The sequence below is a fragment of the Xenorhabdus taiwanensis genome, from assembly GCF_036512875.1.
GTDB lineage: Bacteria > Pseudomonadota > Gammaproteobacteria > Enterobacterales > Enterobacteriaceae > Xenorhabdus > Xenorhabdus taiwanensis.
Map to the genome: position 1 here is coordinate 1,948,980 of NZ_AP028978.1, position 23,073 is coordinate 1,972,052.

The 23,073-nt window shown below is 39.9% G+C and carries 16 protein-coding genes; 7 read left to right on the plus strand and 9 right to left on the minus strand.

Annotated features, from left to right (window positions below):
* Nucleotides 1-173: 173 nt before the first annotated feature.
* From ACE1SE_RS08895 to tnpA, 4 genes are all read left to right on the plus strand, one after another.
* Nucleotides 174-2,798, plus strand: coding sequence for a YdbH family protein (locus ACE1SE_RS08895; RefSeq protein WP_374053514.1), 2,625 nt, complete (start codon nt 174-176; stop codon nt 2,796-2,798).
* Between the two features lie 35 nt (nt 2,799-2,833).
* Entirely contained in the window at nt 2,834-3,019 is a 186-nt protein-coding gene (locus tag ACE1SE_RS08900; RefSeq protein ID WP_374053628.1) for a YnbE family lipoprotein, read from the plus strand.
* Between the two features lie 10 nt (nt 3,020-3,029).
* The gene (locus tag ACE1SE_RS08905; RefSeq protein ID WP_374053515.1) at nt 3,030-3,350 is read left to right on the plus strand and encodes a YdbL family probable chaperone protein; all 321 of its coding nucleotides are present in this window, start codon (nt 3,030-3,032) and stop codon (nt 3,348-3,350) included.
* A 201-nt stretch (nt 3,351-3,551) separates the two neighbouring features.
* The gene (tnpA, locus tag ACE1SE_RS08910; RefSeq protein ID WP_099118097.1) at nt 3,552-4,007 is read left to right on the plus strand and encodes an IS200/IS605 family transposase; all 456 of its coding nucleotides are present in this window, start codon (nt 3,552-3,554) and stop codon (nt 4,005-4,007) included.
* Between the two features lie 158 nt (nt 4,008-4,165).
* On the opposite strand, the gene ACE1SE_RS08915 is transcribed toward tnpA, so the two are convergent.
* The gene (locus ACE1SE_RS08915; RefSeq protein WP_374053516.1) at nt 4,166-4,771 is read right to left on the minus strand and encodes an FMN-dependent NADH-azoreductase; all 606 of its coding nucleotides are present in this window, start codon (nt 4,769-4,771) and stop codon (nt 4,166-4,168) included.
* A 298-nt stretch (nt 4,772-5,069) separates the two neighbouring features.
* Here ACE1SE_RS08915 and hrpA point away from each other — a divergent pair, with 298 nt between their 5' ends.
* Nucleotides 5,070-8,990: an ATP-dependent RNA helicase HrpA gene (gene hrpA, locus ACE1SE_RS08920; protein ID WP_374053517.1), complete on the plus strand. Its 3,921-nt coding sequence runs from the start codon at nt 5,070-5,072 to the stop codon at nt 8,988-8,990.
* 148 nt (nt 8,991-9,138) lie between these two features.
* Here the strand turns inward: hrpA and ACE1SE_RS08925 are convergent, their stop codons facing one another.
* The 6 genes from ACE1SE_RS08925 to ydgH all read right to left on the minus strand — a co-directional run bounded on the left by ACE1SE_RS08925 (nt 9,139) and on the right by ydgH (nt 17,825).
* Entirely contained in the window at nt 9,139-10,137 is a 999-nt protein-coding gene (locus ACE1SE_RS08925) for a fimbrial protein (protein ID WP_374053518.1), read from the minus strand.
* Nucleotides 10,138-10,202: 65 nt separating this feature from the next.
* Complete coding sequence (locus tag ACE1SE_RS08930) at nt 10,203-12,767, minus strand: fimbria/pilus outer membrane usher protein (protein ID WP_374053519.1); 2,565 nt, start codon at nt 12,765-12,767, stop codon at nt 10,203-10,205.
* A 32-nt stretch (nt 12,768-12,799) separates the two neighbouring features.
* Entirely contained in the window at nt 12,800-13,486 is a 687-nt protein-coding gene (locus ACE1SE_RS08935; protein WP_374053520.1) for a fimbrial biogenesis chaperone, read from the minus strand.
* Between the two features lie 81 nt (nt 13,487-13,567).
* Nucleotides 13,568-14,098 carry a fimbrial protein gene (locus tag ACE1SE_RS08940; RefSeq protein ID WP_374053521.1) on the minus strand — a complete coding sequence of 177 codons (531 nt, stop codon included), beginning with the start codon at nt 14,096-14,098 and terminating at the stop codon, nt 13,568-13,570.
* 845 nt (nt 14,099-14,943) lie between these two features.
* Nucleotides 14,944-16,335 (minus strand): basic amino acid/polyamine antiporter, encoded by a 1,392-nt coding sequence (locus ACE1SE_RS08945; protein WP_374053522.1) that lies wholly within the window; start codon nt 16,333-16,335, stop codon nt 14,944-14,946.
* A gap of 536 nt (nt 16,336-16,871) precedes the next feature.
* Nucleotides 16,872-17,825 carry a DUF1471 family protein YdgH gene (gene ydgH / locus ACE1SE_RS08950; RefSeq protein WP_374053523.1) on the minus strand — a complete coding sequence of 318 codons (954 nt, stop codon included), beginning with the start codon at nt 17,823-17,825 and terminating at the stop codon, nt 16,872-16,874.
* Between the two features lie 385 nt (nt 17,826-18,210).
* On the opposite strand from ydgH, the gene pntA reads away from it, so the two are divergent.
* Nucleotides 18,211-19,746 (plus strand): Re/Si-specific NAD(P)(+) transhydrogenase subunit alpha, encoded by a 1,536-nt coding sequence (gene pntA, locus ACE1SE_RS08955; RefSeq protein ID WP_374053524.1) that lies wholly within the window; start codon nt 18,211-18,213, stop codon nt 19,744-19,746.
* 25 nt (nt 19,747-19,771) lie between these two features.
* A complete protein-coding gene (gene pntB / locus ACE1SE_RS08960; RefSeq protein WP_374053629.1) occupies nt 19,772-21,160 on the plus strand; it encodes a Re/Si-specific NAD(P)(+) transhydrogenase subunit beta in 1,389 nt (462 codons plus the stop codon).
* Between the two features lie 202 nt (nt 21,161-21,362).
* On the opposite strand, the gene ACE1SE_RS08965 is transcribed toward pntB, so the two are convergent.
* Nucleotides 21,363-22,052 (minus strand): M91 family zinc metallopeptidase, encoded by a 690-nt coding sequence (locus tag ACE1SE_RS08965; protein ID WP_374053525.1) that lies wholly within the window; start codon nt 22,050-22,052, stop codon nt 21,363-21,365.
* 458 nt (nt 22,053-22,510) lie between these two features.
* Complete coding sequence (locus tag ACE1SE_RS08970) at nt 22,511-22,792, minus strand: LCI fold-containing protein (RefSeq protein ID WP_374053526.1); 282 nt, start codon at nt 22,790-22,792, stop codon at nt 22,511-22,513.
* Nucleotides 22,793-23,073: the final 281 nt, after the last annotated feature.

Genomic DNA, 23,073 nt, shown 5'->3' on the forward strand with positions numbered 1-23,073 from the left:
TGCAATCATGACGTCTCCTGAAGGTTCTAAGCATTATCTTTCGCTATACTCGAATAAATCGCCGAATAAGTTATTCATAGGGATAGCTTGTATAATAAATCGGCTTAGAGCCTGATATGAGATTATCATAACAGGAAGTTGTTCTCAGGTTGACAAGATGAGATAAGGATTTAATGGTAAAAATACTCAAAGTGTTTGCAGTGATGGTGATATTTGTGGCGTTACTAGTGTCGATGGGATGGTATACACTTCCACGTTGGTTACCATTGATTGCCAGTTATTGGTTGCCACAAGGTGTCACTTTTTCTTTGAGCCAACCTCAGTGGAAAAACAGTGCATTGTGGTTAGACGAACTGTCATTGCAGACAAAAGAGTGTGAATGGATCAAAATCTCTGGGTTATCTGTGGAGTATTTATCCGGGGAAAATAGTGGAAATCGCCGCTGGAATATTCATGCCGCCAATATTGACAGCCAGAGCCAGTGCCTGGCGAAATTACCTGTAGCAGAAGAGCAACCAGCTCCACTATCTGTGCAAGAGATATTATCCGCAATACCTGCGGTTAATCTTACTGTTGATCGTCTGGTGTTTATGCCTTGGCAGGAGTTTGCAGGTAAACTTCAATTTAATTCATCATCTCAGGGACAAATATTTTCTTATCAAGGTGAAAAATTAAAACTCAATGCGCATATTACAGATAGACAGGAGTTCATTGTTCAGCGCTTTTTTGTGAAGTTACCTGAACAAGTAATTTCCCTGAGTGGAAATATCGCATTACCCTTGAATACTACAACGCTACCAGAACAGGGCCAAATTATAGCGCACTTATCTTTGAGCCAATATCCCGAACCGTTGCAATTGGTCTTGAATTGGCAGGAACAGCGTGGGTTGCTCACCGTTATTGAAGAAAAAAATCAGCAGGTATTAGCAAAATTACCCTGGTCATTCGATGAATCGCAGTTCCAGATTGTTAATGGGAAATGGCAATGGTTGGAGGGCAATCAAACGTTGTCTGGAAGGGTGAATATTACGCTTGAACAATGGAAAAAAGGCCTGTCAGGCATGTTTGTCAGTGGGCGGATAAATCTGGTTACCCAAAATGATCAGGGTAAAGGCAATGTTGTTCTCTCTGTAAAACCAACCTCAATCAATATAACCAATGCTCATATTCCGATTCAGTTTACTGGGCAAATGAATAGCGGCAGGATGGTTATGACGATGTCATTGCCTGCCGTTATTACAGGGCCATTGGTTGATCCTAAAATTACTTTTCGTTCAGGAGCTTTGTTTCGGGTATGGGGAAAGGTCAGTGAGACATTTACTGTCAAAGAAGCCAGATTACCTTTGGCGGGCACTTACTTGACTCGTAATGGCTTTACTGGCCGTCTTCAAGCCATTGTAACGGCACAAGACCATTATTGGGGGAGATTTAAGCTACATTTGGATGGTTCTGCAAAGGATTTTATACCCGATCAGGGAAATTGGCATTGGCGTTATTGGGGGAATGGGCATTTACCACCGTTACAAGCCAAATGGGATATCGCGGGCAGGGGAAGCTGGAATCAATCAAAGATAACAGTAGATACATTAAATACCGGCTTTGATCTTATCCAATATGGTCTTGTGAAGATGCAGGCACCGCGTTTAAAACTGACAAATCCGTTAATTTGGGAGAGGGCGGTAGATCGCCCTAACTTAACGGGAGATTTACAATTGTCTGCCCAGAAAACAGAATTTCGTTCTGGTGGTTTTTTGCCTGCTTTTGATTTTAAAGCCACACTTGCAGGAGAATCTCCTGATAACTTTATGTTGAATGGCAAGCTGTACTCTAACGGTATTGGACCAATTCCCTTTTATGGTCGTTGGGATGGGGAACGATTAAGGGGAGAAGCCCGATGGCCGAGGCAATCTTTATTAGCCTTTCAACCTTTAATTCCGTCAGATTTGGGGATTACCGTGCTTGGTGGAACCGTTTATGCACAGGCTGCTTTTTCCGCAGCAAAGGGGCAGGGATTACTTGCGGGCGGTCATTGGGTAGTCAAAAATGCGGGCATGTGGCTGAAAAATGGGGAGGTTAATGACCTGGATTTTGTTTTACCGTGGCGTTTACAGGAGCGCACGTGGCAGTTAGGGCTGGGTTCTCCCGTCCAGTTGCGAATCAAGGTAATTAAGGGTCTGTTTGATATGCAAAATGTAACCGCCGATCTGCTGGGTTACTATCCAGCAACGGATGAGCAGCCATTGACGTTGAGCAATGTGAATGTGGAGATACTAGATGGTAAACTGGCCATGGACCAATTACAGATCCCACAAAAAGAAGCCGCGGTATTACGGTTTAACAAGCTGAATTTGAGTAAATTGTTTGGCGTATTAAAAGTCAAACAAATGGCGATGTCAGGAAAAATTAGCGGTGAATTGCCTGTATTATTAAATGATAAGCGTTGGATTATTCAACGGGGTTGGGTATCCAATGAGGATTATCTGACATTGAGATTGGATAAAGATACAGTTGATTCTATAGGAAAAAATGACTTATCGGCAGGTATGGCAATGGATTGGCTGCGTTATTTAGAAATCGACCGTTCAAAAGCTTATATTACGCTCGATAATTTGGGGATCTTAACATTGCATTCAGAGATTAGTGGAGTAAATCCTGTAGTGGATAGAAAACGTGAAGTCAGGCTTAACTATCATCACGAGGAGAATATTTTTCAATTATGGCGTAGCCTGCGTTTTGGCAGTAACTTGGAAGAATGGTTGCAGAAAAATATATCTGTAATGGGTGGGAGTGATAAATGATAACGAACATTGAATTCAAGTTGCCAACGGTCAGAATGGGTGTAATGTTGGTTAGCGCAGTCTTATTCAGTATGGCATTAGCGGGCTGCCTCAGGTTGGAAGTAGCGACACCAGATAAGCCCATCAACATCAATATGAATGTCAAAATTGAGCATGAAATTCATATTAAGGTTGACAGGCAAATTGAAGATATGCTCAGAAACAATTCTAATTTATTCTAAAGGCTACGGCATGAAAAAAGTAAGAATGATAATTCTGTTAAGCCTGTTATTCAGTTCTTTTGCTATGGGCATGACGTTGAATGAAGCAAAACAGCAGGGGCTGGTGGGGGAGACATTTAGTGGCTATCTGGCACCGATAAAAAATACCCAGGATGCCCAATCAGTAGTGAAAAGAATTAACAGTGAACGGCAAAAGAAATATGCTGAAATCGCGGCTCAAAATAATATGACGACAGATCAAGTTGCCAAAATAACGGGAGAAAAATTGGTAAATCGTGCAGCTTCAGGAGAATATGTGCTCGGTATTAATGGCAATTGGGTGCAGAAATAAGCGCGCTGTTTGGCGCGCCATCTTTATGATTATGTGATATTTTATTTTATGGCTTTAGCCAGTTTAAATCGCGTTAGCGTCTTAAACATAAAACCACCCGCTTTGCGGGTGGAGTTCAAAGGTTATACCAAGAAAAACACCTTTCCGTTACGATATAGATGTTCAAGCTAATATTCGTAACTCAAATAAGGAAAGGTGTTTATGGGCATTAAAGCACAAAGCTCAGCGCATACAAAGTGGCTGTGTAAATACCATATCGTCTTTTCGCCGAAATATAGACGGAAAGTGATTTTTAATAATATTCGTTCAAGTGTGGGAGAGATCCTCAGAGACCTTTGTAAGTATAAAGGTGTGGAAATAATCGAAGGTCATCTCATGCCAGATCATGTTCATATGTTGGTGAGTATTCCACCAAAGCTAAGCGTTTCAAGCTTTATGGGATATTTGAAGGGTAAAAGTTCGTTGATGATCTTTGATAGACACGCCAATTTAAAATATAAATTTGGCAACAGAAAGTTTTGGGCGGAAGGGTTCTATGTCAGTACGGTAGGGCTAAATGAAGCGACAATTCAAAAGTATATCAGAGAGCAAGAAAAGTCGGATTTAATCTCGGATAAATTGAGTAGTAAAGAGCATGTAGACCCCTTCAAGGGGTAGGCCAAAGCAGCAAAGACACTTAGCTTGAACGAAGAGAAAGCAGCGTCATTTAGGCGCAGTCGGTAACAAGCCCTTATAGGGCAAGAGCAAACCACCCGTTATACGGGTGGTTATGATTGAATAATATTTGGTAACGGTTTGTTCCGATTGCTCCTGTCCTATTTTGCTATAATACCATCTATCGCGTCGCGGGCATCTTGATATGTCTGGTTAACGGAGTCTGCTCCCATAGCTAAGCCTTCAGCGAATACAAATTCCACATCTGTAATACCGATAAATCCAAGGAAAGTACGTAAGTAAGGTGTCACCAAATCTGTTGGGTTATTTTTATGAATACCACCACGACTGGTTAAAATAACAGCACGCTTGCCTTGCAGTAACCCTTGTGGGCCTTTTTCAGTGTACTGGAAAGTCACGCCGGCACGGGCAATCAGATCAAAATAGGCTTTTAATTGAACTGGGATCGCGAAGTTATACATTGGTGCGGTGATGACAATAACATCATGTGTTTTTAACTCGGCAATTAACTCATCTGACAGGGCCAATACTTTTTTTTGACGTTCTGTCAATTCCACATCGCTTGGACGCAAGGCACTGACTAACTCTCCATCTAATACTGGAACTGGATTTTCAGCCAAATCACGTGTGGTAATGTTGCTCTCTGAATGGTCAGCTAACCACTTTTCAACAAAGTAATCAGCCAGTTTATTGCTTTGGGAATATTGTGCCAGGATGCTGGATTTCAGAACCAGTACTTTACTCATTCTCTACTTCCTCAGTTATCTACAATCCAAGTTACCTAAGATATTAATAACTTCATTGATAATATTGTTTGTGCATCATATCTTATATAGGGAATTGTCCAGTCAACAGCTCAATATTTTGAGATATTCATTCAAATTCATTGAATCAAACGATGAATTGGTGAAAGGGATATATATGGAGTACGTGAGATCGCATAAGATATGTTACACTTCTAATATCGTTATGTCATAAAAAATAATCCTCTTGGCCTGCAAAGACAGCGCTACTCAGTTAAAAAACGTCACAAGGATTTATCACGTGAAATCACCTTTGACAGCACCATTTGCTGAATTATTCGCTGAACTTGATCACACACCGCTGCGCGATCAGTTCCGTTTAAAAAAACGTCTGCATGGAGCAGCAAAAATTAAGAATCAAGTTTCCTTGCAGGCTGTAGTACAATCCATCGCAGCAGATATAGAAACGGCAAAACAGAAAGTCATGAATCGCCAGACTGCATGTCCTTCGATTCAATATCCTGAAAACCTGCCGGTTAGCCAGAAGAAAGATGATATCTATAAAGCCATTCGGGATAATCAGGTTGTTATCATTGCCGGGGAAACCGGTTCAGGTAAAACAACTCAGATCCCCAAAATCTGCCTTGAATTGGGAAGGGGAATTAAAGGGCTGATCGGTCATACCCAACCCCGTCGTTTGGCAGCGCGTTCGGTTGCTAACCGCATTGCGGATGAACTGGAAACGCCGCTTGGCTCGACGGTCGGTTATAAAGTTCGTTTTAATGATCAGGTCAGTGAAAATACACTGATCAAATTGATGACGGACGGTATTCTATTGGCAGAATTGCAGCAAGATCGTTGGTTATTGCAATATGATACGTTAATTATCGATGAAGCCCATGAACGCAGCTTGAATATCGACTTTATCCTCGGTTATTTGCGCCAATTACTGCCAAAACGCCCAGATTTGAAAGTTATCATTACCTCTGCAACTATCGATCCTGAACGTTTTTCCCGCCATTTTAACAATGCACCGATTATTGAAGTATCTGGACGTACTTATCCGGTAGAAGTGCGTTATCGTCCTGTGGCTGGTGGTGATAATGACAGTGATCGCGATCAGCTTGAAGCCATTATTGACGCTGTGGATGAGTTAGGGCGTGAAAGCTCAGGTGACATACTGGTATTCATGAGCGGTGAACGAGAAATTCGTGATACGGCGGATGCTCTCAACAAACAAAATTTCCCACATACCGAAATCTTGCCTCTTTTTGCACGGTTGTCTAACAGCGAGCAGAACAGAATCTTTCAGACTCATGTTGGCCGCCGCATTATTTTGGCAACCAACGTGGCAGAAACATCACTGACGGTACCTGGCATCAAATACGTGATCGATACCGGTTTTGCACGTATTAGCCGATACAGTTATCGCACTAAAGTGCAGCGCCTGCCGATAGAACCGATATCGCAGGCATCTGCTAATCAGCGAAAAGGGCGTTGTGGCCGTGTTTCGGACGGGATTTGTATTCGTCTTTATGCGGAAGAGGACTTTTTGTCACGTCCAGAATTCACTGATCCTGAAATTTTGCGCACCAATCTGGCTTCCGTTATTTTGCAAATGACCGCCATTGGTTTGGGAGATGTCAGTGCGTTCCCATTTGTTGAAGCGCCGGATAAACGTAATATCCAGGATGGGGTTCGCCTGTTGGAAGAGTTAGGCGCTATTGATCCGGAGTCATTATCAGAAGGCGCTTATCGGCTAACCCAAATAGGACGGCAATTGGCTCAGTTGCCTATTGATCCCCGTTTGGCGCGTATGGTGCTGGAAGCCAAGGCATATGGCTGCGTTCGTGAAGTGATGGTCATTGCTTCCGCATTGTCAATTCAAGATCCACGGGAAAGACCGTTGGAAAAGCAGCAGGCTTCTGATGAAAAACATCGTCGCTTTGCGGACAAAGATTCAGATTTCATCGCCTTCCTGAAGCTATGGGATTTTCTGGTGGAACAGCAGAAAGTGCTTTCCAGTTCCCAATTCCGCAAGCTTTGTCGGCAAGATTATCTGAATTATCTTCGTGTTAGGGAATGGCAGGATATTTATACTCAGCTACGGCAAGTTGTGAAAGAAATTGGCCTGCCGATTAACAGTCAGGAAGCAGATTATCGTAGTATCCATATTGCCTTGTTGGTAGGGTTGTTATCTCATATTGGGCAGAAGGACACGGATAAACAGGAATATACCGGTGCGCGTAATGCCCGTTTTTCTGTTTTTCCTGGCTCTGGACTATTTAAAAAACCACCAAAATGGGCGATGGTGGCTGAATTGGTGGAAACCAGCCGTTTATGGGGACGTATTGCCGCGCGCATCGAGCCAGAATGGGTAGAGCCATTGGCTGCTCATTTAATCAAAAAGCACTATAGTGAACCGCACTGGCAGAAGTCTCAGGGAGCGGTAATGGCTATGGAAAAAGTCACCTTGTATGGTTTGCCGATTGTGACAGGTCGTCTGGTCAATTACAGCCGAATTGACCCCATGTTGTGCCGGGAATTATTTATCCGTCATGCATTGGTAGAAGGTGATTGGCAAACTCGTCACTCATTTTTCCGCGCTAATTTGAAATTGCGTGAAGAAGTAGAAGAACTAGAACATAAATCTCGCCGACGGGATATTCTGGTGGATGATGAAACCTTGTTCAGTTTCTATGATCAGCGCATTGGTAAAGACGTTATTTCTTCGCGCCATTTTGATCGCTGGTGGGAAGTCGCCAGTAAAGATCAGCCCGAATTGCTCAACTTTGAAAAGAGTATGCTAATCAAGGGTGATGCAAACAAAGTCAGTGCGTTGGATTACCCAAATTACTGGCATCAAGGTAACTTGAAATTCCGTTTGAGTTATCAATTTGAACCGGGAACCGATGCTGATGGCGTAACAGTGCATATCCCTTTACCGGTTTTGAACCAAGTCAAAGATGAAGGATTTGACTGGCAAATTCCGGGAGTTCGTCATGAATTGGTTGTTGCGTTGATTAAATCATTGCCAAAACCAATACGTCGTAATTTTGTTCCGGCGCCTAACTATGCGCAGGCATTTCTGGAGCGTGTGACACAACCTCAGGCCCCTTTACTGGATAGCCTTGAGAAAGAACTACGCCGCATGACGGGAGTGACGGTGTCACGTGATGACTGGCAGTTGGAACAAGTACCTGATCATTTAAAGATCACATTCCGCATTATTGGGGAAAAGAAAACGGGTGAAAAAAATAAATCATTAGCGGAAAGCAAAGATCTGTCAGCACTGAAACTGAAGTTGAAAGAAAAAGTCCAAGAAACGCTTTCGGCGGTTGCAGATGATGGTATAGAACAAAATGGGTTGCATATCTGGAGCTTTGGTACATTGCCTGAATGTTATGAGCAGAAACGCGGGGGCTATTCTGTTAAGGCATTTCCGGCATTGGTGGATGAAAAGGACAGTATCGGCATAAAATTGTTCGAAACCGAATCAGAACAGCAAAATGCAATGTGGGAAGGAACACGTCGCCTGTTGTTGTTGAATATTCCATCGCCGATTAAATACTTGCATGAAAAATTACCGAACAAATCTAAATTAGGGCTGTATTTTAATCCCTATGGAAAAGTATTGGATTTGATTGATGATTGTATTTCCTGTGGCGTTGATAAATTGATCGCAGAAAATGGCGGGACAGTCTGGAATGAACAAGCATTTTCTAGTTTGCATGATAAAGTTCGTGCCGATTTGAATGACGCAGTGGTGGATATTGCCAAACAAGTGGAGCAAATCCTGACAGCAGTCTTTAATATCAATAAGCGCCTGAAAGGGCGGGTGGATATTTCTCTCGCACTGGCGCTATCTGATATTAAAGAACAAATTTCCGGCCTGGTCTTTAATGGCTTTGTGACTTCCCACGGTTGGAAACGTCTGGTTGATATTTTGCGCTATTTGAATGGCATAGAACGTCGATTGGAAAAATTGACGGTAGATCCTAACAAGGATAGGGCGCATATGAGCAGGATTGAACATATCCAACGTCAATGGCAACAATGGTTGGCAAAACTGTCAGTTCAACAGAAGCAGTTAACGGAAGTGAAAGAAATTCGTTGGATGATTGAAGAACTCCGGATTAGCCTGTTTGCCCAACAACTAGGCACGGCGTATCCAATATCCGATAAACGTATTTTACAGGCGATGGAAAATATCGCGTCGTGATAAGCAGGGGCAGTTGTGGTTTACAGCTAGCTGCCCCAAAAAGCGCATAAAAATGCCATTATTTTTTTAGTTACAACATACTTATTTAACCCACCAAATCCCCCACTTAAAATATTATTACCAAGCAAGGGAAAAGGATAATCTTCATTTATTGATATACAAAAGTAATTGTTGCTGTTGCATCTGCTTTGCCCGGCTTAATTTCTGCTTCCGTTTGAATATAACGGGCAACTAATGGAATGGTTATATTTCCACCAGACTGAGTGGAACCATATACAATGGGAGTACGCATCATTACGGGGCTGTTTTGATGTAGTATCTGTAAACCAACCCCTTTTGCCGTGACGTTGTCACTATAATCCAATGCCCAGATATTTGGGGTACTCCAGTTTGTAGGCCTTCCATCCAGAGTCAGTCCAACATTCACATTAGCATCGCAATTTATATTAATATCAAAATGTTGCATTCCCGCTGTTCTGTGAGTACCGAGGAAATCGCTTTTTTTAATATCTCCCATATTGACTGCAATCATCTTTTGGTTGAGAGAACAACCTTTAGTCATAATACGGGTATTCGACAAATAGAAAGTATGAATAGGAATACTGTGGCCTAATGTAGCACGAGTCAGTTTCACTGATTCGACGGCTCCTGAACCGGTTGTTGGTGCAATCTTGATCAATTGTACTGTTAAGTAACCCCATGATTTACCGCAATATTGTTTTTTCCATTGAAATTGTGACGGTGAAGGGCAAGTGAATGGATAGGTCGCTGTTCTGGGCAGCCAATCAATACCATAACGCGGTTCCCAGGTGTTAATACGGATACCAACTCCCGGAACACCGGATTCATAAATGGCATCCTGATTATAGCTTGCAGGTGTAAGATCAGGCTGTTCCCATATTGTAGGCAAGGAAGTATCGCAGAGGACAATATTCCCTTTTTCATCCACCTGATCCAGACGTATTTCTTTGATAGTTGTCCCGATAGGATGGTTTCTGGGAATTGTAATCGTACCAAAAGAAACTGGAGTCATACCAGGCACAAAACCCGCAGAATATTGGCAATAGTCGTTCGCTAAGCTAGCAAAACTACTCATCGTGCCGATGAGAAATGTACTTACCAATAACAATTTTAATTTGTTGGCCATAGAATAATTTCCACTATTTTTGTTATATATCAAATGAATATGCCGATATTGCTATTTGCAAGAGATTATTCGCAAGAGGTTTCAATCATATACAAACCTGAAACGGGTTCTTCATCAGGTAGTCGATAATTGACACGACACTCTTCTATTGTTTTGTGTCCCCATTTAACCCATATTCGACCTGATTTAGGAATGCCACTGAGATAAACTTGTCCATCACTATTAACAATAGCGCTGTTGCTGTCATCGATGGCATGTTGTTTTTCCAGTGTCGCAATTGCACCAAATGGGATCTCTTTACCTTTATGGGAAAGAATCAGCAAAGTGCGATAACCAATACGAGTCTGGAAATTGGCCAGTGTCAATGAACCTTGAGTTGGAATAATAGCTTGCGTATTGATATCAATATCAATGTTGTTACCCATTGAATAAGTATCCAGCGCAATACGGTTTCTCCGATAGCTGCTGACATAAGGTACAATGGCATAGCCTTGCCAGTCAGTTTTGATACCGGTGTGGTTTTGCACTTTGACGTTTGAAGCACCATTGGCGCGTACTAATACCGATGTATCTCCCAATGGTTGGGAAAGGGTTATGCCATAAGGATGGGCAACAATTCCACCATTTAAACCATAAGTGAGTTGCCTGGAGTATTTGTCGTAATTGTAACCAGCGTTGACTTGTCCATATGCTCCTTTATATTCTGCGCTGATATTTCCACCAACACTTTGATTATGGCCAGTATAATTTTGCTGAATGCTATAAATCAGGTTGTTATCTTCAAGAGCTGTACCATTTAAGCTGACTTGATGAGATGTATCTCTGCTTTTATTGCTGGTCATGTTATAGCTTACCCAGCTATTTTTCAGCCAACGATCAAAGGGAACTTGCACGTTGAATGAGACAATTTGCTCACTACGATTTGAACCAGGGAAAGCGCTGTGGGAATAATTTAAGCTATAATTAATTGAATTGTAACTTGTGTTATAACCAGCACTGATATTCCTTTCGTAGCCTTTCTGATGCCAATAGTCTTGTTGAAAAGCAGATAAATAAATGGTTCCCCAATTCCCAAGGGATTGATTAATGTGTAACTGCAATTTACTGCGTTTATTAGTGCTATTATAGTTTCTTTCATCGATTTTAGTATTTAACTCATTCGCTTCTTTAAAATCGTAAAAATTTTGTGTCGAGTAACGATAACCTGAAAAAGTGAGGTTAGTGCCTGTCTGAGATAGATCTTTGGCATATTGGAAACGATAAGATTGACCATAATAATTAGCGTTCGACATTAAATTGGTTTTGGCGAAGGTCACATCAAAGGAAAGGGAACCCCAATTGGAAAGACTATAGCCCGTACCCAAGGCAGTGGATTGATAATCTTTTGCAATCGTGGTTCCACCATAGGCAGTGACACGATTTGAAATACCATAAATCACCGTACCCTGCATGAAATAAGGTTCTTTTCCACGGTGAGAGTTAGCTTGGTATTTTCCCAAAGTCAGGGAATGTCGCAGGCTATTTTCCCGTAACATAATCGGTACAGTGGAAAAAGTTTGCACAGAACGATGTTCTTTCCCATTAGCTTCTTTGACAATGACCTCTATATCTCCTGTTGATGTTGTCGGATAGAGATCATTGATAACAAAAGGCCCGGGAGAAACGTAAGATTCGTAGATAATGTAACCATTTTGTTTGATGGTGACTTGGGCATTGCTTTGGGCAATTCCTCTAATTATCGGTGCAAATCCTTTTAAGCTATCGGGCAACATATTGTCATCAGAAGACAATTGCATACCGCGAAACTGAAAGCTATCAAAAATAAGTGAGGGGGTATAACTGTCGCCAAATATTAATTGGCTTTTCAGTGCATGGATATCTCGCTGAAGGTATGTGTTGATATTCTGCCATTTTCTATCTTGACTACTGTAAGTAGAATAGTTGCGCAAACGCCAGGCTTCCCAATTAATACCTGTTCTGAGGTTGAGAAAATGGTTCTTTGTTGAACTAGGTTGATTATCCTGCCAAGTCATGGAGCCACTATAGCTATAGTTGACCAACAGGGAAGTTAATCCCTGATCCCACAAATGAGGAGGTACATAATCTCTCGCCATCCTATTCAAGGCTGCTTGGGGAATACTGATATCCAACCGCTGATGTTTAAAATCAAAAGACGTCGATGCAGATGGAATATATTGACCAAGATCAGCAAGCTCCGTTTCTGGAGGCAAAGTAAGCAGAGTGGGGAATGACTCAATATTCACTCCCATTTCTCTGAGTTGTTGTATCTTAATTTTAGGAAATAGCTTGTTATTGACGATAATAAAATTGACATTCCCCGTATCTACTTTTTCTCGATTAAGATAAATATCTACCCAATAACGTCCGGGAGGCTGCTGATCATCTTGAGTAAAGATAGAGAGATCAATATCTTCAAATCCTGAATGTATTTCCAGAGCATTGATGTTGAAATACTCTTCTGCGTGAGCCTTATTGTTATACATCCAAAGAGATGTGGTTAACAATGCACAAAGAGTCACCTTACAATATAGACAATGCCAGCTTAGCTTGATAAGTAATGTCCAATTATCAGGACTATTTTGTTGAAGATAATGACGATAGTTATTCATAATAAATTTTTAATTTTGATATACCTACTATCCTACAACTCACGTCTTTCTTCTGGTGTTACGCCACCAAAATCATTAATCGTTTTCCAGATCACTTGATTGATATTTTTAACAGGAATATCCCAATTCTCTTGTTGAAAAGGTGGGATCATTCCCGCTGATTTAATCTCGTAATGTTCTACACTATTGCCAATGGTCAGCTCAGAAAAAGAGATATAGTAGGGCGTTGGATTTTCTGCAATGAGTTTGTTTCCATCGATTTTGAACTTCAGAGCCTTATAAGCAAGGCCGGCATTATCGGCTAAGTTGGCAGGGCGATAGAATAGCTTAAATCGAGATTTTACCGTAATTTGTAATTGATTCTGTTCTGATTTTGTTGTAGCGGGAATAGACTTGATATTGAGCCAGAACAAAGATTCTTTATCATCAGGTAACTCATTGCCAATTTTAACAATTCGTAAAACATTCTCATTCTCGGCTGTTAATTTGAACAGTGGGGGAGTGATAATAAAAGGCGTTTTCATTTCATCATTCTCACCTTGAACCCACGATTGAATAAGGTAAGAAATGTCGGTTTCTGGATTGCTAATGGAAATAGAGGTTTCTTTCTGGTCACTAATATAAACAACACGTGTGCCGCCAATGACGACTCCAGCAAAAGAGATATTCGTATTGAAAACGCAGATAAGAATAAAAATTAAAATGCGAAAATATTTCAAAGTGGTCGCTCCAAACAATATTTAGACCAGAGAGATATTGTTTTGGCTTCCCTGCCATAACTTCCTTTAGTTATAGGTAAATTAGTTATAGACAATAGTGAAGTTAGCTACTGCATCACCTGTACCTGGAGTCACAGTTTTAGCCGTTGCAATGTATTTGGCAACGAATTTCAATTCTTCTGTTTTTCCATGTGAAAAATATTGAGGACGTGAATTTTCTGCCAGATTGATCATGGTATTACTATCATCTTCATAAAGTGCAATTGCGACACCTTGGGCCGGATTCTCTCCCCCATTACGACTCAACGCTAAAAGTCGGCTACTGGCTCTGTCCGACTGTCCGTCAAATTTGATCTGTGCGTGTTGATAATCTTGTGGGCAATCGGTCAATTTAATACTAAAACGGGTAGAGGCAGAAGTACTATAAGGTCCATTAAATGAACTTGAGCTGATAGTTCCCATATTTACGGTTTGGTTAGCAGAATTTGAATCGATTTTACACGCGGTAGCAGTAATCTTTCCCGTAAATTTAATTTGCCCATCAGCAGCATGGGCGGCGGACATAAATACAGATGAAACAAATAAAGTTGAAATAATTAACTTGATTTTCATTTTTTAATGCATCCCACCTCTGAAGAACTTATTCGACAGAGAAACAGATTATTGAGTTAATGTTTGTTCCGTATATAAATACAGCAACGGATTGCTTAGGTTTACTTCTGAAAAATAACAAAGAAAAAACAGTTCATATTTTCTCATCAACAGATGAGATAAAAAATATAGTAGCGAGTAATTAATAAATATCAAAATAATAACTTGACTAATCTCATAATTTGAAGTTTTAAGCTATTAAGCGAAAATTAATAGAATTGTTATGCATAACATAGGTTTTTTTCTGAACATCAATGAATTTTTATTCTGTTTTATAAGATTAATTATTAATTGCTGCCATATTGTAAAAATAAAAACAAAGCAAGCCATATAATATATTTGAATTTTACTTTTTTGTTAAAATTTTAAATAAATATTATGCATTTATTGTTTGTTTGTAACATATCTTTTATTTTTTAATTTTTTTATCTGATTATTTTAATCATGTAAGAGGGTAAATCTATTCTTAATCTAAATGAAAATGAATTGCATCTGCTTAAAGTTAATTTTTTATTGATAAAACCTTTATGATAAATACCCCGCCATAGTTCAAGTTCTATATATTTGAAGAATATATAGACATAAAAATATAATTAATTCTTATAGTTTGATCGCAAAGCAACCTGCGCTATGCCTTTTTAGTTACAACATACATTTTAATATAAAAATTAAAACACAAAAGAACCAGCTTAACAAACAATCACCAAAGCAGCAGTATGGGAAAAAGAGACATTAAAAAACCGGCACAAAGGCCGGATTCTTTGGAATAGTTAATTTTTTAAGATACGCTGTGTTGTAAATTATTGTTAGTGCATTAATTGCCATGTAGACGGGAGCGCTATCAAGAACAAAACCACAATAGTCGATTTTTCTGTAACCGTTAACGGTACTCTTTCCTGATTTTGTCTGCGTGCGTATAGAAAAACCAGCAATCCTGGAGCGTATAGTACTACCGAAAGTAAGAGGTTCATGAACCCAGAAGCATAAAGTAACCACAACCCATAAGTACAAGAACCCAGAGCAATAAAGAGTAAAGCACGGCCACCACGTTGAAAGGCAACTTTCACTAAAAATGCACCGACAAGAAAGTAGGGGACAAGGATCATCTCAGAAGCAATAGAGAGTAATGTATTGTAATTACTGCCGCTTAACCAAATTAAAACCAAAGAAAGTTGAACCGCGCCATTTGTGATCCAAAGTGATGACTCAGGTGCTTTCTTACTGTTTTGTTTTTTGAATACTTTAGGGAATGAACCGTGTAAGGAAGCGATAAATGGTACTTCTGCTGCCATAATTGTCCAGCTTAAGTACGCGCCACAAACAGAGATGATCAAACCAGCAACAATCACAATTTCACCCGTCGACCCCATTAATCCAACCATCAAAGTTGCCATAGAAGGGTTACGCATAACCGCTAATTCAGGCCTGGTGACTAACCCTAATGAAAGCAGGGTAACCAGCACATATACCCCTAATGCTGAGATCACAGCTAGTACAGTTGCGATACCTATATCCTGGCGTCTTCTGGCTCTGGCTGAAACAACAATGGCACCTTCAACACCGATAAAAACCCACAATGTAATTAACATCGTGTCTTTAACTTGTTGCCAAACAGGGACGCCCATCTCAATACCACTGAAATCAAAAGAAAACACATCCATTTTGAAAACAATGACAGCTAAGATAATAAACAGAGTCAATGGTAATAGTTTTGCCATTGTCGCCAGCAAGTTAACTCCCGCAGCCGTTTGTACACCACGCAATACCAGCCAATGAACAAACCAAAGTAGAATAGACTCACCGATTAACGATTGCCAAGTATTACCATCACCAAAAATTACTGAATGTTCGGTATCAGTGAAAAAACTTAACGCTGCAAAAACAATAACTAAGTAAGAAACATTGGCAATAATGGCACAGAACCAATATCCCCATGCAGAACAGAATCCAACTAACTCCCCAAAACCTTCTCTTGCGTAAGTAAAAATACCGCTATCCAGATCAGGACGCAGTCGTGAAAGTAAAAGTAAGGAAGTGGCTAAAAAGAGAATACCTACGCCTGTTATTCCCCAACCAATCATTAATGCTGCAGGACTGCCTGCCTGTGCCATGTTTTGCGGCAAACTGAATACGCCGGCACCAACCATAGAACTGAATACCAGTGCGGTCAGAGACGTAAGACCTAATTTTTTTTCCAAAGATACGTTCCTAAAAAAATATAATCGACACGATTAGCCAGAACATTTGTTCTGAATATCGAACACATATTGGACATTAATTGCATCCATGCGATGGATTGCAGAACGGATTTAGTCGATAAATCTAAAAACAGGGCGATTTTACGGAGTGAAAGGATGGTATGCAATGGTTTACTATGCAAAAAAATATAAATTTTATGCATAAAATTATGCAGAGGAGTAAGAAAACAAATTACGGATAATTTTCCTAGCCTTAATAAATAATGAGATGATTACAAGATAAGCACTTTGGATAATATTATTTATATAAATTTACTTAACCGAAACAAATAATAAACAATTATGTAAATAGTATTAATGGAAAGACAGAATAAACAGAATAATCTGCAAATCATGCCGCATTATAACGTTATGGAATTGTTAATTTATAGGGAGCTATTGAGGTAAATAAATCATGAAATACTAAAGAAATCCGATAAAAAAGGCACAAGTATTCTTTGTGCCTTTTTCAGGAATGGTTGAAATATAATGTATGATTATTTGAATAAATCTGCACTGATGGTAACGTTACCACCATTAGACTGCCATTCTCGTGTGATATGGTAGTATTTTGCGCCTTTCTCTGCTGCACGCTTAGCAACCTGATAAGAAACTTCAGGTGCGGTAGTGTAATAACCAGAAAAGGTGACGGAATCGAACGGAGCCATCAAAACGGCGGATGCTTTATTCAACTCTTGAATTTTTGTACCATCAGGTAAAGTTACAGTGTAACGACCACCTTTTGATGACTGCGTTTCAAAAAAGCGACCAACCACATTGCTTGTTGAAGTTGAAGAAGCAATACCAGGAATTTCGACTTTTTTGGCTTCCTCTCCGCCTTGAGCCAAAGCTTGGCGTCCTGCTTCAGAATCGGCAGGGATCACAGCTTCATTGGACTGAACCTTACGTTTGGGCGCATCTTCTTTATAAACATATGCTGTGACTATTTGGTTTCCACCATTATTTGGTGCAATGTCACGGACAATAAAGAAAGATGCTGCATTTTTATTTTTAGCCGCCTTAGCGATAGCTTCTTTCAGGTCAGGATCAGTCGGGAAATAACCATTCACTGTGACAGTATCAAAAGGCTCTAAAGTAATGGCTTCAGTTTTAGGTAACTCTTTGATGCCACGATAGATGCGATAGTTAGGTGTTTTATCTGCTTTTTCCGCATCTTTATGGTACAAATCGGCGACAACACGCAAATTACCTCGTCCGTTAAGATCATCAAGACTTTGAATGTAAAAACTGTCAGCACCTTTTTTATCGGCCTGACGGGAAACCGCATCCGCAGCTTCATAAATTGCATTAAAACGACCAGTAACTGAGATCCGCTCAAAAGGTTTAAGCTCTACTGCTTGTTCTGGAGTTAATTCTTTAGCCGCATGTGCAGCGGTCATCGTGGTTAGGGAGAACACCGCAGTCGCGATGATCGTTGTCTTCAGCTTCATAAAAAATCCTTTCGCCTTGCGCATTAAAATATTTATAACGTGCTGAACATTGTTATGCATCACATAGAATGCAATTATTACATGTAATAATGCCAATTGTCGCAAGAAATTATGCCCTCTAAAGAAACGATTGCTAGCTTTTAGTATATGACACTAAGAATTTTAATAAATATAGTAAGTTATACGAGCTAAATAATTGTTTACATTAAAAGGTCATTTTGTTTTTCTGATTTTATGATAATTCGTTGACATTATTTTCATTAAGTTACTATTTTGTATTCTATTGATAGTTTTTGCTGATAGCAGCAATAAAGTCAATCTAATCGTTAAATAGGCATCAACAAGGTAATAATCAGCAATATTCATTCTTAAAGAAGGAAACATTATGCGTATTGGTGTACCGAAAGAGCGACTTTCCAATGAGGCGCGCGTTGCTGCCACGCCATCAACCGTGGAGCAATTGCAGAAATTGGGGTTTAACGTCACAGTTGAGACAGGAGCGGGGGAACTTGCTAGTTTTGATGATGTTGCTTACCAAAAAGCAGGCGCTGATATAGCGGAAATTCATCAAGTTTGGCAATCTGATATCATTTTAAAAGTAAACGCCCCTGAAGATGATGAAATTGCCTTAATAAAAGAAGGTGCTGCGCTGATTAGTTTTATTTGGCCAGCGCAAAATCCGGCATTAATGGCAAAATTAGCAGAGCGTAAGATCACCGTTTTTGCAATGGACGCAGTTCCACGAATTTCCCGCGCACAATCCTTAGATGCCCTCAGCTCAATGGCAAACATTGCGGGTTATCGTGCCATTATTGAATCCGCTCATGAATTTGGTCGTTTTTTCACGGGACAAATTACAGCAGCCGGCAAAATACCACCAGCTAAAGTCATGATTATTGGTGCAGGGGTTGCCGGATTAGCGGCAATTGGTGCAGCCGGTAGTCTTGGTGCAATTGTCCGTGCTTTTGATACACGTCCAGAAGTGAAGGAACAAGTACAAAGCATGGGAGCTGAATTCTTGGAATTGAATTTCAAAGAAGAAGCGGGCAGTGGTGATGGTTATGCAAAAGTGATGTCAGAAGCTTTTATCAAAGCAGAAATGGAATTGTTTGCTGCACAAGCAAAAGAAGTCGATATTATTGTTACAACTGCATTGATTCCGGGAAAACCAGCACCACGGCTTATCACGAAAGAAATGGTTGATTCTATGAAGCCTGGTAGCGTGATTGTCGATCTGGCTGCCCAAAATGGGGGTAACTGTGAATATACGCAAGCCAATAAGCTTGTCGTGACAGCCAATGGGGTAAAAATTATCGGCTATACTGACTTGCCTAGCCGATTGCCGACTCAATCATCACAACTTTATGGATCAAATCTGGTCAATTTGCTGAAACTACTGTGCAAAGAGAAAAATGGAGAAATCACCATTGATTTTGATGATGTCGTTGTTCGTGGTGTTACTGTCATTAAACAAGGTGAAATCACATGGCCAGCTCCGCCTATCCAGGTTTCTATCCAACCAACAACTACCAAACCGACGTCAGTAAAAAAAGAAGAGAAACCAGCAGAAAAGCCTAAGTCTCCGTGGCTGAAATATGGATCACTCGTGCTAGCGATAATTCTGTACGGCTGGTTAGCACACGTTGCGCCAAAAGAATTCTTATCTCATTTTACTGTTTTTGCCTTGTCCTGTGTGGTGGGTTATTACGTTGTCTGGAATGTCAGCCACTCATTGCACACACCATTAATGTCCGTCACCAACGCGATTTCTGGGATCATTGTGGTTGGAGCCGTACTGCAAATTGGAGAAGGGGGATGGGTAAGTTTCTTTTCATTCATTGCCGTGTTAATTGCCAGCATTAATATTTTCGGTGGCTTTACGGTCACTCAACGTATGCTGAAAATGTTTCGTAAAGGATAGGGGGTGACTTATGTCGAACGGAATAATATCGAGCGGAATAGTGACAGCAGCCTATATTGTTGCCGCCATTTTGTTCATTTTCAGCCTTGCCGGACTTTCCCGCCACGAAAGCTCCAGACGCGGTAACATTTTTGGTATCGTTGGTATGACGATTGCGCTGATTGCCACGATATTAGGGCCTGATACTGGCAAAATTGGCTGGATTATTTTAGCGATGGTCATCGGGGCAGTTATTGGTATTCGTCTTGCCAAAAAAGTGGAGATGACTGAAATGCCAGAATTGGTGGCTATCCTGCACAGTTTTGTCGGTTTAGCAGCGGTTCTGGTTGGGTTCAATAGTTTTATCACCCATGATATTTTTGCCAGTTCTATTATGGTAAATATTCACCTGACAGAAGTTTTCCTTGGGGTATTTATTGGTGCCGTAACATTTACTGGTTCAATTGTGGCATTTGGTAAATTACGTGGGAAAATCTCATCCAAGCCATTGATGTTGCCACATCGGCACAAACTTAATCTGGCAGCATTGGTTGTCTCCTTGATCTTAATGTTCACCTTTATCAAAACAGAAAGTGTTGGCTTGCAAGTCTTCACTTTACTGGTGATGACAGTTATCGCTCTCGCTTTTGGCTGGCATTTAGTGGCTTCGATTGGCGGTGCAGATATGCCAGTCGTTATTTCCATGCTGAACTCATATTCAGGCTGGGCGGCTGCGGCAGCCGGTTTCATGTTAAGTAATGACTTGTTGATCGTCACAGGTGCCTTAGTGGGTTCTTCGGGGGCAATCCTTTCTTATATTATGTGTAAGGCGATGAACCGTTCCTTTATCAGTGTCATTGCTGGCGGTTTCGGTACAGATGGCAGTTCTTCAGGTGATGATCAAGAGCTAGGAGAGTACCGCGAAACAACTGCGGAAGATGTCGCTGAACTGTTAAAAAATTCCACTTCTGTTATCATTACCCCAGGCTATGGTATGGCAGTTGCTCAAGCGCAGTATCCTGTTCATGACATTACAGCCAAATTACGAGAGAAGGGCATAAATGTTCGTTTTGGCATTCACCCCGTTGCGGGACGGTTGCCAGGTCATATGAACGTATTACTTGCCGAAGCTAAAGTTCCTTATGATATTGTCTTGGAAATGGATGAAATTAACGACGACTTTTCTGAAACGGATACGGTTTTAGTTATAGGAGCCAATGACACTGTAAACCCAGCCGCTCAAGAAGATCCTTCAAGCCCTATTGCTGGCATGCCAGTTTTGGAGGTTTGGAAAGCACAAAATGTCATCGTATTTAAACGTTCGATGAATACGGGATATGCCGGAGTGCAAAATCCATTATTCTTTAAAGATAATACTCAAATGTTGTTTGGTGATGCGAAAGAAAGTGTAGAAGCCATTCTTCGAGCTTTATAACTCAAACAACCTGATGCTTGGTTTTTTTATAAAGATTGCAACGTAATGTACTGCATTCAATATATTGAATGCAGTACATGTGACATGAATTCATTAAATATAATTGTGAAAACTATTGAAACAGATTTAGGTTTACGTGACCATGAAATTGCGATTATTAAACAAAACTGATGTTTAATGAGTCCTTTTAAAGATTAAATATCTACTTTTTAAAGTAAAGAGATGGGAATTTGGATATATGATTGCCTGGTCCTTTTCTTACAGTACCATCGTCATTTATAGTAATATCATTATAATGTTGATAAAAAGTTCTGCGGGGATATCCCTTTTCATATCTGAATGCGTTTTCTGAAAGGTTTTCAGCAGAGTATTTCCCTAAGCCAACTGTTTTTGCTTCCTCAAGCAGGAGAGGGTGGAAACCTTGATCTAACTCGTTGTTTTTGAGACGTCTTCCTTCTAGATTATGAAGAGCATGGAGCAGCTCATGAAATACAATACATGCATTTTCTCTTATCCTTTCATCCTCTCGCATTTGATTATTTTGTCTAAGATTGCAATAAAAATCAGATCCCGTTCCCAGATAACTGTCAGCGTAATGATCTTTATGTGCTTTAACGCCTGTATCCTGGGTACTGAGATGAATAGATAACTTGAGCTGTTTACTTCTTAATGCTGCGTCGATACGCTGAAGCAACTGACGGCCTGTCAACGATGATTCTATTTCTTCCATTGCCTCATTAAGCCACTTCATTTGTTCATTATTATAGCTAACAAAAGAAACACCTTGGTTATTATAAAACCACTTCATCCTGAAGCTTTCTTGATAATAAATTTCATTCTCGTGCGGTTCTTGCGGTTGCAATGATAATTTCAAAACAGTAGGACGTTGCATATGTGTCTCCTTAACTACCCCAAATTCTGGGTGGATCGAGATTTTCTTTTATTTGATTGATTTTTAATATTTTTTATCCAGTGTTACAAAAGTGTTAACTAGGATGTCATAGGTGTGTAACTTTTACTTAGACCCAGTTCAAAAAAATTGATGTGACCAAAAAATATTAGCTCTGTTCAGCCATCAAAATCGTTTGGGTATCTGGTGTTACTCTGTGAATGGAGTTTTTTTATAAGAATTGAAATGTAATGCGCTACATTCATATATTGAATGTAGCGCATATTACATATATTAAAAAAAGCATCTTGAGGATTAACTACATACCTCAAATATACCAAAATACTATATGATTTCTCCTAAAAAATAATTTCTCCAATTCTGATACATTACCATGATAATAATTTTTATAAAGGGTTAATTTATTTTTATTCCTTCATAATAATCTTAACTTGTTATTTTTAGTTACCTTTATATTGAGCAGCCCAAGCTACAGTTCCATTATATGAGCACTGGAATGAAGGACCTTGAAAATACCATTTAATTCCATCACTTGTAAATGTATTAGCAAAAGAATTATAAGGATTAATTACATATCTCAAATATACTCGACCATTATGTGATTTATCCTGAGATGGGCATGTAGCAGCAAGTGCCGTAGTTCCTGCCGATGCAGTCCCAATTCCTCCGGTTAATGCAATGCCTGCAGCTAATGCCCCAACTGTCAATAATTTCTTGAACATAAACATTCTCCTGTTATATTTTAGAATTTGCCATTTAAATATATTACTTATAAAGTCTTATTTGATAACGCACACTAAATCTAAATCATCACCTGACAAAGTTGCAATTTCAAAATTTAAAAACTAATTATATTTTTATATTCTGGATTAGAAATATAATCTCTATTATCATAATTTATGATCAATAATTATTTGGCTATTATTTGCATGAGGGGAATAAATTATTGGTAATTGCAATGTCATGCACAATAACAATATTGATTTAATGCAATCTAATTATC